The organism is Bradyrhizobium sp. YR681, from assembly GCF_000282615.1.
GTDB lineage: Bacteria > Pseudomonadota > Alphaproteobacteria > Rhizobiales > Xanthobacteraceae > Bradyrhizobium.
In genome coordinates, this window is the sequence record NZ_AKIY01000213.1 from 1 (window position 1) to 13,799 (window position 13,799).

Annotated in this window: 13 protein-coding genes and 1 pseudogene; 7 read left to right on the forward strand and 7 right to left on the reverse strand. The window is 64.5% G+C overall.

Going from position 1 to position 13,799, the window contains the following annotated elements:
- From PMI42_RS21660 to sdhC, 5 genes and pseudogenes are all read right to left on the reverse strand, one after another.
- A pseudogene (locus tag PMI42_RS21660) lies at positions 1-300 on the reverse strand (hybrid sensor histidine kinase/response regulator); the annotation flags it as partial.
- Positions 301-491: 191 nt separating this feature from the next.
- Positions 492-1,274 carry a succinate dehydrogenase iron-sulfur subunit gene (locus tag PMI42_RS21665; RefSeq protein ID WP_008138003.1) on the reverse strand — a complete coding sequence of 261 codons (783 nt, stop codon included), beginning with the start codon at positions 1,272-1,274 and terminating at the stop codon, positions 492-494.
- Positions 1,275-1,298: 24 nt separating this feature from the next.
- Positions 1,299-3,134 (reverse strand): succinate dehydrogenase flavoprotein subunit, encoded by a 1,836-nt coding sequence (gene sdhA, locus PMI42_RS21670; RefSeq protein WP_008138004.1) that lies wholly within the window; start codon positions 3,132-3,134, stop codon positions 1,299-1,301.
- Positions 3,135-3,137: 3 nt separating this feature from the next.
- The gene (gene sdhD / locus PMI42_RS21675; protein ID WP_008138005.1) at positions 3,138-3,542 is read right to left on the reverse strand and encodes a succinate dehydrogenase, hydrophobic membrane anchor protein; all 405 of its coding nucleotides are present in this window, start codon (positions 3,540-3,542) and stop codon (positions 3,138-3,140) included.
- Positions 3,539-3,937: a succinate dehydrogenase, cytochrome b556 subunit gene (sdhC, locus tag PMI42_RS21680; RefSeq protein ID WP_035966291.1), complete on the reverse strand. Its 399-nt coding sequence runs from the start codon at positions 3,935-3,937 to the stop codon at positions 3,539-3,541. The genes sdhD and sdhC overlap by 4 nt, the downstream gene beginning before the upstream one ends.
- A 486-nt stretch (positions 3,938-4,423) precedes the next feature.
- On the opposite strand from sdhC, the gene PMI42_RS21685 reads away from it, so the two are divergent.
- A complete protein-coding gene (locus tag PMI42_RS21685; protein ID WP_008138007.1) occupies positions 4,424-5,284 on the forward strand; it encodes a sulfite exporter TauE/SafE family protein in 861 nt (286 codons plus the stop codon).
- 122 nt (positions 5,285-5,406) lie between these two features.
- On the opposite strand, the gene PMI42_RS21690 is transcribed toward PMI42_RS21685, so the two are convergent.
- On the reverse strand, positions 5,407-6,936 hold the full coding sequence (locus PMI42_RS21690; RefSeq protein WP_008138009.1) for a malonate--CoA ligase: 1,530 nt from the start codon (positions 6,934-6,936) through the stop codon (positions 5,407-5,409).
- Between the two features lie 107 nt (positions 6,937-7,043).
- Here PMI42_RS21690 and PMI42_RS21695 point away from each other — a divergent pair, with 107 nt between their 5' ends.
- The 4 genes from PMI42_RS21695 to PMI42_RS21710 all read left to right on the forward strand — a co-directional run bounded on the left by PMI42_RS21695 (position 7,044) and on the right by PMI42_RS21710 (position 10,264).
- Positions 7,044-7,805 carry an SDR family oxidoreductase gene (locus PMI42_RS21695; RefSeq protein ID WP_008138010.1) on the forward strand — a complete coding sequence of 254 codons (762 nt, stop codon included), beginning with the start codon at positions 7,044-7,046 and terminating at the stop codon, positions 7,803-7,805.
- A 293-nt stretch (positions 7,806-8,098) separates the two neighbouring features.
- A complete protein-coding gene (locus tag PMI42_RS21700; RefSeq protein WP_008138011.1) occupies positions 8,099-8,653 on the forward strand; it encodes a fasciclin domain-containing protein in 555 nt (184 codons plus the stop codon).
- 183 nt (positions 8,654-8,836) lie between these two features.
- Positions 8,837-9,466: a cytochrome b/b6 domain-containing protein gene (locus PMI42_RS21705; protein ID WP_008138012.1), complete on the forward strand. Its 630-nt coding sequence runs from the start codon at positions 8,837-8,839 to the stop codon at positions 9,464-9,466.
- Positions 9,467-9,481: 15 nt separating this feature from the next.
- Positions 9,482-10,264: a molybdopterin-dependent oxidoreductase gene (locus PMI42_RS21710; protein WP_008138013.1), complete on the forward strand. Its 783-nt coding sequence runs from the start codon at positions 9,482-9,484 to the stop codon at positions 10,262-10,264.
- 100 nt (positions 10,265-10,364) lie between these two features.
- On the opposite strand, the gene PMI42_RS21715 is transcribed toward PMI42_RS21710, so the two are convergent.
- Positions 10,365-11,567 carry a YbfB/YjiJ family MFS transporter gene (locus PMI42_RS21715; protein WP_008138014.1) on the reverse strand — a complete coding sequence of 401 codons (1,203 nt, stop codon included), beginning with the start codon at positions 11,565-11,567 and terminating at the stop codon, positions 10,365-10,367.
- A gap of 135 nt (positions 11,568-11,702) precedes the next feature.
- On the opposite strand from PMI42_RS21715, the gene leuB reads away from it, so the two are divergent.
- Positions 11,703-12,815, forward strand: a complete 1,113-nt coding sequence (gene leuB, locus PMI42_RS21720) for a 3-isopropylmalate dehydrogenase (RefSeq protein ID WP_008138016.1) — start codon at positions 11,703-11,705, stop codon at positions 12,813-12,815.
- A 110-nt stretch (positions 12,816-12,925) separates the two neighbouring features.
- Entirely contained in the window at positions 12,926-13,564 is a 639-nt protein-coding gene (locus tag PMI42_RS21725) for a DapH/DapD/GlmU-related protein (protein ID WP_008138018.1), read from the forward strand.
- Positions 13,565-13,799 lie beyond the last annotated feature (235 nt).

The window sequence follows — 13,799 nt, forward strand, 5'->3', positions numbered from 1 at the left end:
CGATGCGCCCAGCCGCTTCAGGCGCTGGTGCAGCACGGGCTCGCGCGGGCGGATGGCGTCGTCGGAAAGGCCGCGCACGACCTCGTTGAGCTCGGACAGGCTGCGGTCGATGGTCTCGAACACCTTGAGGGCATGCTCATGCGCGACGTCGAGCGTGCGCTCGATCTCGCGGTCGGCGATGTCGTGCGTCGAGGTGTAGGAGATCGTGGCGGCAATGGCGAACAGCGCAATCGGCAGCGCCAGGGACGCAGCCATCATCCACTGCAAGAGTCTCAACGAGTTGCGTTGCGCGCCCTGCACGGTCGCTCCCGGTCCCCCGACCGGAAGCTTAACTGAATTTCCCGCCGGGAAGGAAGCGGCTTGTGCCGGTAATCCTTGGTTGTGTTCGGGAGATTCACCCGTCGCGCGGGTTTTGGCAAATTCTACTCAAACTGACGCTGATCGTAGAATACCCCGGCCGTGATGGCCGGGGACCGTAGCATGAGCAAGGCCTAGATCTGGCGCTCGACCATCTTGAGCTTGAGCTCGGCGATGGCTTCCGCGGGGTTCAGGCCCTTCGGGCAGGCCTTGGCGCAGTTCATGATGGTGTGGCAGCGATAGAGACGGAACGGGTCCTCGAGATTGTCGAGGCGCTCGCCGGTGGCCTCGTCGCGGGAATCCGAGACCCAGCGGTTGGCCTGGAGCAGGGCCGCGGGACCGAGATAGCGGTCGCTGTTCCACCAATAGCTCGGGCACGAGGTCGAGCAGCAGGCGCACAGGATGCACTCGTAGAGGCCGTCGAGCTTCTCGCGGTCCTCGTGGCTCTGGCGCCATTCCTTCTGCGGCGTCGGCGAGGTCGTCTTCAGCCACGGCTCGACGGAGGCGTATTGCGCGTAGAAATTGGTCAGATCCGGAACGAGGTCCTTCACCACCGGCTGGTGCGGCAGCGGGTTGATCTTGACCGCGCCGTCCTTCACGTCATGCATCGAGCGGGTGCAGGCGAGCGTGTTCTGGCCGTCGATGTTCATCGCGCAGGAGCCGCAGACGCCTTCGCGGCAGGAGCGGCGGAACGTCAGCGACGGGTCGATGTGGTTCTTGATCCAGATCAGGCCGTCCAGCACCATCGGACCGCAATCATTGGTGTCGACGTAATAGGTGTCGACGCTCGGATTCTTGCCGTCGTCCGGATTCCAGCGATAGACGCGAAACTCGCGGGTCTCGGTCGCGCCCGCAGGCTTCGGCCAGGTCTTGCCGCCGGATATCTTGGAGTTCTTCGGAAGTGCGAATTCAACCATTTCGATGAGGCTTTCGCTGTTCGCTCAGTACACGCGCGCCTTGGGCGGAATGTACTGGACGTCGTTGGTCATGGTGTAGTCGTGAACCGGGCGATACTCGATCTTGACCTTGCCGTTGTCCTCCAGCCAGGCCAGCGTGTGCTTCATCCAGTTCTTGTCGTCGCGCTCGGAGAAATCCTCGCGCGCATGCGCGCCGCGGCTCTCGGTGCGGTTGGCGGCCGAGTTCATCGTCACCACGGCCTGCGAGATCAGATTGTCGAACTCCAGCGTCTCGACCAGATCCGAATTCCACACCAGCGAGCGATCGGACACCGCGATGTCGGTGATGCCGCTGTGGACCTTCTCGATCAGGTTCTGGCCTTCGCTGAGGATGTCGCCGGTGCGGAACACCGCGCAATTGTTCTGCATCACGTGCTGCATGCCCTCGCGCAGCTTCGCGGTCGGCGTGCCGCCGGAGGCGTAGCGATAATGGTCGAGGCGGCCGAGCGCGAGGTCGGACGAGTTCGCCGGCAGCTCGGGCTGCTTGGCGTTCGGCGTCAGCTTCTCGGCGAGGCGCAGCGCAGCGGCGCGGCCGAACACGACGAGGTCGATCAGCGAGTTCGAGCCGAGGCGGTTGGCGCCGTGGACGGAGACGCAGGCGGCTTCGCCGATCGCCATCAGTCCGGGGATGATGGCGTTGTCGTCGCCGTCCTTCTTGGTCAGCACTTCGCCGTGATAGTTCGTGGGGATGCCGCCCATGTTGTAGTGCACGGTCGGCACGATCGGGATCGGCTCGCGCGTCACGTCGACATTGGCGAAGATTTTTGCGGATTCCGAGATGCCCGGCAGGCGCTCGGCGAGCACCGCGGGATCGAGATGGTCGAGATGAAGGAAGATGTGGTCCTTCTTCTTGCCGACGCCGCGGCCTTCGCGGATCTCGATGGTCATCGCGCGCGAGACGACGTCGCGCGAGGCGAGATCCTTCGCGGAGGGCGCGTAACGCTCCATGAAGCGTTCGCCCTCGGAGTTGACGAGATAGCCGCCTTCGCCGCGGGCGCCTTCGGTGACGAGGCAGCCCGAGCCGTAGATGCCGGTCGGGTGGAACTGCACGAACTCCATGTCCTGCATCGGCAGGCCGGCGCGCAGCACCATGCCGCCGCCATCACCGGTGCAGGTGTGCGCCGAGGTGCAGGAGGCGTAGGCGCGGCCATAGCCGCCGGTCGCGAGGATCACGGTCTGGGCGCGGAAGCGGTGCAGCGTGCCGTCGTCGAGCTTGAGCGCGATGACGCCGCGGCAGGTACCCTGGTCGTCCATGATCAGATCGATGGCGAAGAACTCGATGAAGAACTCGGCCGCGTGACGCAGCGACTGGCCGTACATCGTGTGCAGCATGGCGTGGCCGGTGCGGTCGGCGGCGGCGCAGGTGCGCTGCGCCTGGCCCTTGCCGTAGTCCATGGTCATGCCGCCGAACGGACGCTGGTAGATCTTGCCGTCCTCGGTGCGCGAGAACGGCACGCCCCAATGCTCGAGCTCGTAGACCGCGTCGGGCGCGTTGCGCACCATGTATTCGATTGCGTCCTGGTCGCCAAGCCAGTCCGACCCCTTCACGGTGTCGTACATGTGCCAGCGCCAGTCGTCCTTGTGCATGTTGCCGAGCGAGGCGGAGATGCCGCCCTGGGCCGCAACCGTGTGCGAGCGGGTCGGAAACACCTTGGTGATGCAGGCCGTCTTCAGGCCGGCCTCGCTGCAGCCGACCACGGCGCGCAGGCCCGCGCCACCGGCGCCGACCACGACGACGTCATAGGTGTGGTCTTCGATCGGATAGGCCTTGCCGTTGGTGGCGGGAGCGCCGTTGCCCTTGCCATTCGTCTCATTGGCCATGGGTTACACTCCGGATGAGATCTTGAGGATCGCGTAGGTCGAGGCGAGCGCGACGGCGACCGAGAAGAAGTTGTTGAGCATGATCGAGATGAGCTTCAGCTTCTCGTTGTGGACGTAGTCCTCGATCACGACCTGCATGCCGATCTTCATGTGCCAGGCGCTGGCGACGATGAAGAGCAGCATGATCACTGCGATCGGCAGCGAGCCGAGGATCACCTTGGCGCCGGCCTGGTTGCTGCCGAGCAGCATCATGACGACGACGATCACCGGCAGCATCAGCAGCGTCATGGCGACGGCGGTGATGCGCTGGCGCCAGAAGTCGGACGTGCCGGAATGCGCGGCGCCGAGATTGCGGACGCGGCCGAGCGGGGTGCGCATGCTGCGCTTGGGCGTATCGGCCGTGCTCATCGTCCGCCTCCGATCGCATAGGCGATGATCCAGATCAGGACCGTGAGCACGATGCCGCCGATCAGCGCGCCCCAGGTCAGCGCTTCGCGCTCATTGGCCTTGAAGCCGTAGCCGAGGTCCCAGACGAAATGCCGGATGCCGCTCAGCATATGGTGCATCAGGGCCCAGGTGTAGCCGAACACGATCAGGCGTCCGATGATGCTGCCGGTGAAGGCCTGGACATAGGCATAGGCGGCGGGGCCGGAGGCGGCCGCGACCAGCCACCAGACCAGCAGCAGGGTTCCGACATAAAGGGCAATACCGGTGGCGCGATGGACGATGGACAGCGCCATCGTCAGCGTCCAGCGGTAGACTTGCATGTGTGGGGAAAGCGGTCGTTCGATCCGTGCGGTCATGGGCTTTTGATGTTTATTGCGGCCCAGCAGGGGGCACGCGGGGATCGCGAGAAGTTGGCTCTATTTACGGAGTCGATTTGGCCTGCGCAATCACCAAATCGCCATAAATCGAACGGGCATTCAGCTCTAGAGCCTTGACGAACCAAGGCCAATCAGGGGCTTGGTATACCAGCGAGGCGGTCCGCCAACGAAAGAAAGAATTTTGATTCACCCTTTGTCTGCCCGCTCCGGTGCATTGAAATTACTATTGGAACGCCTCTAAACGGACCGTGTCGTCCAAACGCTCCAAAGCGTCGTTCCACTTGCTTGCTGGCCCTGCTTGCCGGGCCCATTCCTGCCCCCTGCCGGATATGCGTCGCCTGCATTCCACCCCAGCCGGGAGGCGCAGCGTGTCGACCGGACGAATCAGATCGCCTACAGCTTGCCCCTGAGCCAACTCCGAGCGTCTCTCGGAGACGCTGCGACCAGTCGCCGGGGCAGGTCAGGGTGATCGCGGGACTTGATATCAAGGAGATCGTCGAGCTCGCGCTGTTGCTGATCGCAACCGGTGCGCTCTCGGGATTCCTGGCCGGCGTGTTCGGCATCGGCGGCGGCGCGATCCTCGTGCCGGTGTTCTACGAGTGCTTCCGCATCGCCGGCGTGCCGCTGGAGGTGCGCATGCCGCTCTGCATCGGCACCTCGCTCGCCGTGATCATCCCGACCTCGATCCGTTCGTTCCAGGCGCATTACAAGCGGGGCGCCGTCGACATGACCATCCTGCGCGTGTGGTGGCTGCCGATCCTGATCGGCGTCGTCGCCGGCAGCGTCGTTGCGCGCTACGCGCCGGAGCGGCTGTTCAAGATCGTGTTCGTCTGTGTCGCCTGGTCGGCCGCCGTGCGGCTGATCTTCGCGCGCGAGGGCTGGAAGCTTGGCGACGATCTGCCTGATGGACCGCTGATGCGCGTCTATGGCTTCGGCGTCGGCATCCTCTCGACGCTGATGGGCATCGGCGGCGGCCTGTTCTCGAATTTGCTGATGACCTTCTATGGCCGCCCGATCCATCAGGCGGTCGCGACCTCGTCGGCGCTGGCGGTGCTGATCTCGATCCCCGGCGCGCTCGGCTACATCTATGCCGGCTGGCCGGCGGCAGCGAATTATCCCGCCGTCGCCGCGCTGCAAGTCCCGTTCGCGCTCGGCTATGTCTCGCTGATCGGCGCCGTGCTGGTGATGCCGATGAGCCTCGTCACGGCGCCGTTGGGTGTGAGAGCCGCGCATGCGATGTCGAAGCGGACGCTGGAAGTGGCGTTCGGGTGCTATTTGTTCATCGTCGGCAGCCGGTTCGTGATGAGCCTGTTGGGCGGGCAATAGCCTCCCACCCTCCGTCATTGCGAGCGCAGCGAAGCAATCCAGAATCTTTCCGCGGACGCAGTCTGGATTGCTTCGTCGCTTCGCTCCTCGCAATGACGGCGAGAGAGCAGAGCTCCCCCACCTCACTTCTTCGCGTAAATATCCTTGTACGTGTCGCGCAAAATGTTCTTCTGCACCTTGCCCATCGTATTCCGCGGCAACTCGTCGACGACGAACACCCGCTTGGGCATCTTGAACTTGGCGAGCCTTCCATCGAGCGCCTTCAGCACCGCGGCCTCATTCACGTCGGCGCCCTTGTTGCAGACCAGCACGGCCGTGACGCCCTCGCCGAAATCGGCATGGGGCACGCCGATCACGGCGGATTCGACCACGCCGGGCATGGCGTCGATCTCGCTCTCGATCTCCTTCGGATAGACGTTGAACCCGCCGGAGATCACGAGATCCTTGCCGCGGCCGAGGATGTGGACGTAGCCCCTGTCGTCGATCTTGCCGAGATCGCCGGTGATGAAGAAGCCGTCGGGGCGGAATTCCGACTTGGTCTTCTCCGGCATGCGCCAGTAACCCCTGAACACGTTCGGGCCCTTCACCTCGATCATGCCGATCTCGTCGCGCGGCAGCTCCTTGCCGGTCTCGGGCTCGGTGACGCGCACGGAGACGCCGGGCAGCGGAAAGCCGACCGCGCCGGGCACGCGCTCGCCGTCGTAGGGATTCGACGTGTTCATGTTGGTCTCGGTCATGCCGTAGCGTTCGAGCACGGCATGGCCCGTGCGCGCCGACCATTCGCGATGGGTCTCGGCCAGCAGCGGCGCCGAGCCCGAGATGAACAGCCGCATGTGCTTTGTCGTCTCCTTCGACAACGCAGGATTCTGCAGCAAACGCGTGTAGAAGGTCGGCACGCCCATCAGCACAGTGGCGCGCGCCATCAGCTTGATGATCAAATCCGGATCGAGCTTCGGCAGGAAGATCATCGACGCCCGCGAGAACAGCGTCACGTTGGTCGCCACGAACAGGCCGTGCGTGTGGTAGATCGGCAGCGCGTGGATCAGCACGTCCTTGTCGGTGAAGCGCCAGTAGCCGACGAGCGAAAGCGAGTTCGACGCGAGATTGTCGTGGCTGAGCATCGCGCCCTTGGAGCGCCCCGTCGTGCCCGAGGTGTAGAGGATCGCGGCGAGATCGTCGTTGGTGCGCGGAACGGTCGTGAACTCGCTGCTCGCCTTGTCGGCGGCGTCCGTCAGCGAGCCCTTGCCGTCAGGGCCAAGCGTTTCGACCTTGGCCTTCACCTTGGCGGCGATCGGGGCGAGCCCCTCCGCCTTGCTGGGATCGCAGACCACCAGCGACGGCTCGGCATCGCCGATGAAGTAGTCGAGCTCGTTCAGCGTATAGGCGGTGTTGAGCGGCAAATAGACCGCACCGGCCCGCACGGTGCCGAGATACAGCACGATATTGGCGACGGATTTTTCCACCTGCACCGCGACGCGGTCGCCGGGCTTCACGCCGCGCGCCACCAGCAAATTCGCCATTTGGCCTGCCCGCGCAATCAGGTCGCCATAGCTGATATGGGCGCCGTCCTGCGTTTCGATCGCGATGCGCTTGGGATCGTCCAGGCCGTCGAACAGGCGGGAAAACAAGTTGGCGTTGGCAGCTTGGTTCATGCAAGATTTCCTCGACCGCAAGGCAAACTAGAAGGCAAACAAGGCCGGTCAAAACCGAGGGCTGGATTAGCAAAAACCGCCCCAATGAAGCAACGGAGACAGTTGGCATGACCAAAAACGAGAAACGCGTGGCCTGGGTGACCGGGGGCGGCAGCGGGATCGGGGAAGCCGGCGCCGAGGCGCTCGCGGCCGACGGCTGGATCGTCGTGGTCTCGGGCCGCCGCAAGGACGCCCTGGATACCGTAGTCGCGAAGATCGCCAAGGCCGGCGGGACGGCCGAGGCCATTGCGCTGGACGTGTCCAACGCGAACCAGGCCCAGAAGGCGGCCGATCAAATCGTCGCGACGCATGGCCGGATCGACCTGCTCGTGAACAATGCCGGCATCAACGTGCCCAAGCGCAGCTGGAAGGACATGGAACTGGAGGGCTGGGACAAGCTCGTTCAGGTCAATCTCAACGGCGTGCTCTATTGCATGCGCGCGGTGCTGCCGACGATGCGCAAGCAGCAGGACGGCTCGATCATCAACGTCTCGTCCTGGGCCGGCCGTCATGTCTCGAAGATGCCGGGCCCGGCCTACACCACCACCAAGCATGCGGTGCTGGCGCTGACCCATTCCTTCAACATGGACGAATGCGTCAACGGCCTGCGCGCCTGCTGCCTGATGCCGGGCGAGGTGGCGACGCCGATCCTGAAACTGCGCCCGGTGGTGCCGAGCGAGGCGGAGCAGGCCAAGATGCTGCAATCCGAAGATTTGGGGCGCACCATCGCGTTCATCGCGTCGATGCCGCCGCGCGTGTGTATCAACGAGCTGCTGATCAGCCCGACGCATAATCGCGGGTTCATTCAGACGCCGAACAACAGGGATTAGGAGTTCGTAGCCCGGATGGAGCGAAGCGCAATCCGGGACAAGTCGATCCGCACGCGACAACCCCGGATTACGCTTCGCTCCATCCGGGCTACAATCCTCGCTCACCCCACGTGCATTCTCCCCCATAGTTTCACGCATCACGATAAATTATTCCCCGAAACCACTTCGCAACCCCTCCCGTAGTTCGGACCAACGACGCGTGACTGCTTCACGTCAAACTGTCGCAGGCGCCGTTGTTGCCCCAACGCAAACGCCGGCCATCGCCGGTCACCAATCCAATCGGGAGTTTCTCCATGTCGAAGCGCATTGCCTATCTCACCGCCGCCGCCTTCAGCGCCCTGGCCATCACCGCGACCGTCGTCGCGCCCGCCCGTGCCGAGGAGAAGACCGTCATGGTCGGCGGCGCCGCGATGTTCCCGTCCAAGAACATCGTCCAGAACGCGGTCAACTCGAAGGACCACACCACGCTGGTGGCGGCGGTGAAGGCGGCCGGTCTGGTGCCGACGCTGGAAAGCAAGGGCCCGTTCACGGTGTTCGCGCCGACCAACGCCGCCTTCGGCAAGCTGCCGGCCGGCACCGTCGACACCCTGGTGAAGCCTGAGAACAAGGCGACCCTGACCAAGATCCTCACCTACCATGTCGTGCCCGGCAAGCTCGAGGCCTCCGACCTCACCGACGGCAAGAAGATGAAGACCGCCGAGGGCGAGGAGCTGACCGTCAAGAAGCAGGACGGCAAGGTCTGGATCGTCGATGCCAAGGGTGGCACCTCGATGGTGACGATCTCCAACGTCAACCAGTCGAACGGCGTGATCCATGTGGTCGACACCGTGCTGATGCCGGCGTCGTAACACCGCCAGGTCCGGTTTCATCCCCCAGACCGGATGCTTTGAGACGGCGAGCCGGGGCCACCCGGCTCGCTTTTTTGTGACTACGATAGCCCGCGCACATCGATTCGATGTCCGGCCGGGCGTAACGAAAGCGGAAGCATCGGCGTATAATGGCTGTCACACGGCTTTCAGGACGGAACCACCATGTCGAGCCTTACAGTCACCGACGAGCAGGTCAGCGCCACCCCGGCCAAAGTGATCCAGCCGGCCTGGGTCCGGGTCATGCACTGGATCAATGCACTCGCCATGGTCCTGATGATCCTGTCGGGCTGGCAGATCTACAACGCCTCGCCGCTGTTCGGCTTCAGCTTCCCGCGCGACTACACGCTGGGCGGCTGGCTCGGCGGCGGGCTGCTCTGGCACTTCGCGGCGATGTGGCTGTTGATGATCAACGGCCTTGCCTATCTCGTCACGGGCTTTGCCACCGGCCGTTTTCGCAAGAAGCTGCTGCCGATCACGCCGTCCGGCGTACTTCACGACGTCAGGGCGGCGCTGACCTTCAAGCTGGGTCACGACGATCTCAGCGTCTACAATTACGTGCAGCGCACGCTCTATGCCGGCATCATCCTGGTCGGCGTGCTGATCGTGCTGTCGGGCCTCGGCATGTGGAAGCCGGTGCAGCTGCATTGGCTGGTCATGCTGTTCGGCGACTACCCGACCGCGCGCTACGTCCATTTCTTCTGCATGGCCGCGATCTGCGCCTTTCTCGTCATTCACGTCGCCCTCGCGCTGCTGGTGCCGAAGAGCCTGCGCGCGATGATCATCGGTCGCTAGAGAGGGAGTAGAACCATGGCCAAGCGTTCATTCCTGATCCCCGGCGTCGACAAGCGGCTGCTGATCAAGGACTCCATCAAGACGATGCCGGATGTCACCCGCCGCCGCTTCATCGCGGGCGGCGCCAGCCTGGGTGCGCTGACACTGCTCGCCGGCTGCGACGTGATCGATTCGTCGTCGGCCGAGGAGATGCTGAAGAGCGTCTCGAAATTCAACGACGCGGTGCAGGCCTTCATCTTCAATCCCGACGTGCTGGCGCCGACCTTCCCCGAGAGCGCGATCACCAAGCCGTTCCCGTTCAACGCCTATTACGATCTCGACGATGCGCCCGAGGTCGACGGCAAAGACTGGAAGCTCGAGGTGCGCGGCCTCGTCGACAACAAGAAGTCGTGGACGCTGGACGAACTCTACAAGCTGCCGCAGGTCACGCAGATCACCCGTCACATCTGCGTCGAGGGCTGGAGCGCGATAGGCAGCTGGACCGGAACGCCGCTGCGCGACTTCCTGAAACTGATCGGCGCCGACACCCGCGCCAAATACGTCTGGTTCCAGTGCGCCGACAAGGACGGCTACAATTCACCGCTCGACATGCGCACCGCGCTGCATCCGCAGACCCAGATGACGTTCAAATACGCGGGCGAGATTCTGCCGCGCGCCTATGGCTTCCCGATGAAGATCCGCGTGCCGACAAAACTCGGCTTCAAGAATCCGAAATACGTGGTCTCGATGGAAGTCACCAACGACTACAAGGGCGGCTACTGGGAAGACCAGGGGTATAATTCGTTCAGCGGGAGCTGAGGCGAACTCCGCTGCCGTAGGGTGGGCAAAGGCGCAAAGCGCCGTGCCTACCACCTTCTCGCGATGTTAGAGATCGTGGGCACGCTTCGCTTTGCCCACCCTACGGCACCGATTGTTTGGCCGGCCCGACCTTGCGTTGGAGCAGCGATAGCACCGCCCCCAGCGCCAGCAGCGCCGCCGACACATTGAGCGCGTAGCTCAAGCTCCCCAGCGCATCCGTGATCGCACCGACCACGATCGGCCCCAGCGTCTGGCCGACGCCGAACGAGATCGTCATCGCCGCGATCGCGGTCGGCCATTGCTCATGCGGATAGTTGAAGCGGACGAAGGCGGTGGTGGAGTTGACCACGGCGAAGAAGGCGACGCCGAACACCACTGCGGAGGTCGCAAGCCACGCCGTCGAGTGTCCAAGCATCGGCAGGCCGGCGCCGATCGCGTTGGTGCCGAGGATGATGGCGGTGGCGAGACCGCCGCGGTCGAGCGCCAGCACGCTCCGCCAGACCCAGGGTGTGACGAAAGCGCTGAGGCCGATCAGGCCCCAGAACGCAGCCTGCGCCGTCGCATCGCCGCCGCCGTCACGCACATAGGCAATCATGAAGGTCATGTAGGCGATGTAGCCCGCGCCGAACAGGAAGTAGGCCGCCAGATAGATCAGCACGGGCGGAATCGCGAAGGAGGCGTGGCTGGCTTCGCCGAAGCGTACCCTGCTCTCGATGCGGACAAGGAACAGCGGTACCGCCATCGCGACCGAGAGCAGCGTCAGCGCCCACCACACGATCCACCACGAGCCCGGGCCGAACCATTGCAGCGTGAACGGCGCGATCAGCCCCGAGGAGAGGATGCCGACACCGGGGCCGGCATAGAACAGGCTGAGCAGGAAATTGGACCGCTCGGGATATGACTGCGCGATGGTCGCGGCCAGGGCGCCGCCGGCAACGAAGGCGACCGCGGCACCGATGCCCAGCACCAGCCGTGCCGCGCTGAGCGCGAAAAAATTGCCAGTCAGCGCGCAAGTGGCGAGCGCGGCCAGACAAACCAGGGTTCCGCCGCGGATCGCCGCCGACCAGCCGACGCGCTGGATCAGCCGGGAGGCCACAAGCGCGCCCACGAGATAGCCGACGGCGTTGATGGTGTTCATGAAACCGGCAGCCGAGTAGGACCAGCCGAGGTCCTCCCGCATGTCGGGCAGCACCAGCGCATAGGCAAAGCGGCCGATCCCGAGCCCGACCGTCGCCGCCAGCGACAGGATCAGGATCAGCCGCGCGGGACGGGCGTCGGGCAGTGGGCTGTCAGGGGCGTGCAACAGGGGTACTCCGGCGTCCCGCAGTCTGGCAGGCCCCGCCCGCCTTGCACAGCCGCGCCGCGGCAATGGTGTCTTGCCAAGCGCGCAACGCCGCTCTAGCACTCCGGCCGAATTTCGATCTCAGAGGAAACGACCATGGCGACCCACAAATTGCTGCTGCTCCCCGGCGACGGTATCGGCCCCGAGGTGATGGGCGAGGTGAAGCGGCTGATCGACTGGCTCAATTCGGCCGGGATCGCCAAGTTCGAGACCGACACCGGCCTGGTCGGCGGCTCCGCCTATGACGCGCACAAGGTGTCGATCTCCGAGGGCGACATGGCCAAGGCGCTCGCCGCCGACGCCATCATCTTCGGCGCGGTCGGCGGCCCGAAGTGGGATGCCGTGCCCTACGAGGTGCGCCCCGAGGCCGGCCTGCTCCGCCTGCGCAAGGATCTCGCTCTGTTCGCCAATCTTCGTCCGGCCGTCTGCTACCCGGCGCTGGCGGACGCCTCCAGCCTCAAGCGCGAGGCGGTCGAGGGTCTCGACATCATGATCGTGCGCGAGCTCACCGGCGGCGTCTATTTCGGCGAGCCCAAGACCATCACCGATCTCGGCAACGGCCAGAAGCGCGCCGTCGATACCCAGGTCTACGACACCTATGAGATCGAGCGCATCGGCCGCGTCGCCTTCGAGCTGGCCAGGAAGCGCAAGAACAAGGTGACGTCGATGGAGAAGCGCAACGTCATGAAATCGGGCGTGCTCTGGAACGAGGTCATGACGGCGGTCCACAAGCGCGAATATCCCGATGTCACGCTCGAGCACCAGCTCGCCGATTCCGGCGGCATGATGCTGGTGAAGGCGCCGAAGCAGTTCGACGTCATCGTCACCGACAATCTGTTCGGCGACATGCTCTCCGACATCGCGGCGATGCTGACGGGCTCGCTCGGCATGCTGCCCTCGGCCTCGCTCGGCGAGGTCGACGTCAAGAGCAAGAAGCGCAAGGCGCTGTACGAGCCGGTGCACGGCTCGGCCCCCGACATCGCCGGCAAGGGCCTCGCCAATCCCATCGCGATGATCTCGTCGTTCGGCATGGCGCTGCGCTATTCCTTCGACATGGGCGATCTCGCCGACAAGGTCGACGCCGCGATCGCCGCGGTGCTGGCCAGCGGCCTGCGCACCGCCGACATCAAGTCGGAAGGCACCACCTCCGCCTCGACCACGCAGATGGGCGAAGCGATCCTGAAGGAATTGCAGAAGCTGCACGCGTAAGCGATCTGCCGTAGCCCGGATGAGCGAAGCGATATCCGGGACTTTGGCTGCAGCCTTCCCGGGTGTCGCTTCGCTCACCCGGGCTACGCGCTACGCGCTGGAGCCATTTCATGGACACCGCACCCCGCCCCAAGATCGCGGAAACCATCATCCATGAGACGGTCCGCCGGCGCGAGGCGCAGATCGGGCGGCGCTGCGAGATTCTCGCCAACACGCGCATCGAATATGCCACGCTCGGCGACTACTCCTATCTCGGCGAGAACTGCGACGTCGCCGACGCGGTGATCGGTAAATTCACGGCCATCGCCAATTCGGTACGGATCGGCGCGCCCAACCATCCGATGGGCCGTCCGTCGCAGCATCGCTTCACCTATGTGCCCGAATATTACGAGGCGAGTGCGACGCGGGACCGCGACTTCTTCGCGGACCGCCGCGGCGACCGTGTCATCGTCGGCAATGATGTCTGGATCGGCCACGCCGCCATCCTGCTGCCGGGCGTGAACGTCGGCGACGGTGCGGTGATCGCCGCGGGCGCGGTGGTCAGCCGCGATGTCGCGCCCTACACGATCGTCGGCGGCGTTCCCGCGCGTCCCATCCGCAAGCGTTTTGATGATTCGGTCGCGGACAGCCTGCGCCGCATCGCCTGGTGGGATTGGCCGGACCAGCTCATCTTCGAGCGTCTCGCCGATTTCCGCTCCGAGGCGATCGAGGAATTTTGCAGGCGCTACGACCCGGCGGCGAACGCGTAACGCGGGCGCAGCTCTCACACACACAACGTGTCTCGTAGGGTGGGCAAAGCGAAGCGTGCCCACGCATTTTTTGCGACCGAGAGAGATGGCGAGCACGGCGCAAGGGCGCCTTTGCCCGCCCTACGGCACCTCCCGAAATGAGAAAGGCCGGGCGTGAGCCCGGCCAATTTGATTCGGTCGTGATGCCCGCTCAGTACAGCGGGAAATTCTGCGGATAGCCGCCGATGTCCTGCGG

Excerpts from the sequence above, each read along its gene's own strand:
- sdhC (WP_035966291.1), bottom strand. The coding sequence starts at position 3,937 with ATGACCGCACGGATCGAACGACCGCTTTCCCCACACATGCAAGTCTAC.
- PMI42_RS21665 (WP_008138003.1), bottom strand. The coding sequence starts at position 1,274 with ATGGTTGAATTCGCACTTCCGAAGAACTCCAAGATATCCGGCGGCAAG.
- PMI42_RS21700 (WP_008138011.1), top strand. The coding sequence starts at position 8,099 with ATGTCGAAGCGCATTGCCTATCTCACCGCCGCCGCCTTCAGCGCCCTG.
- sdhA (WP_008138004.1), bottom strand. The coding sequence starts at position 3,134 with ATGGCCAATGAGACGAATGGCAAGGGCAACGGCGCTCCCGCCACCAAC.
- PMI42_RS21690 (WP_008138009.1), bottom strand. The coding sequence starts at position 6,936 with ATGAACCAAGCTGCCAACGCCAACTTGTTTTCCCGCCTGTTCGACGGC.
- PMI42_RS21695 (WP_008138010.1), top strand. The coding sequence starts at position 7,044 with ATGACCAAAAACGAGAAACGCGTGGCCTGGGTGACCGGGGGCGGCAGC.
- sdhD (WP_008138005.1), bottom strand. The coding sequence starts at position 3,542 with ATGAGCACGGCCGATACGCCCAAGCGCAGCATGCGCACCCCGCTCGGC.
- leuB (WP_008138016.1), top strand. The coding sequence starts at position 11,703 with ATGGCGACCCACAAATTGCTGCTGCTCCCCGGCGACGGTATCGGCCCC.
- PMI42_RS21705 (WP_008138012.1), top strand. The coding sequence starts at position 8,837 with ATGTCGAGCCTTACAGTCACCGACGAGCAGGTCAGCGCCACCCCGGCC.
- PMI42_RS21725 (WP_008138018.1), top strand. The coding sequence starts at position 12,926 with ATGGACACCGCACCCCGCCCCAAGATCGCGGAAACCATCATCCATGAG.
- PMI42_RS21710 (WP_008138013.1), top strand. The coding sequence starts at position 9,482 with ATGGCCAAGCGTTCATTCCTGATCCCCGGCGTCGACAAGCGGCTGCTG.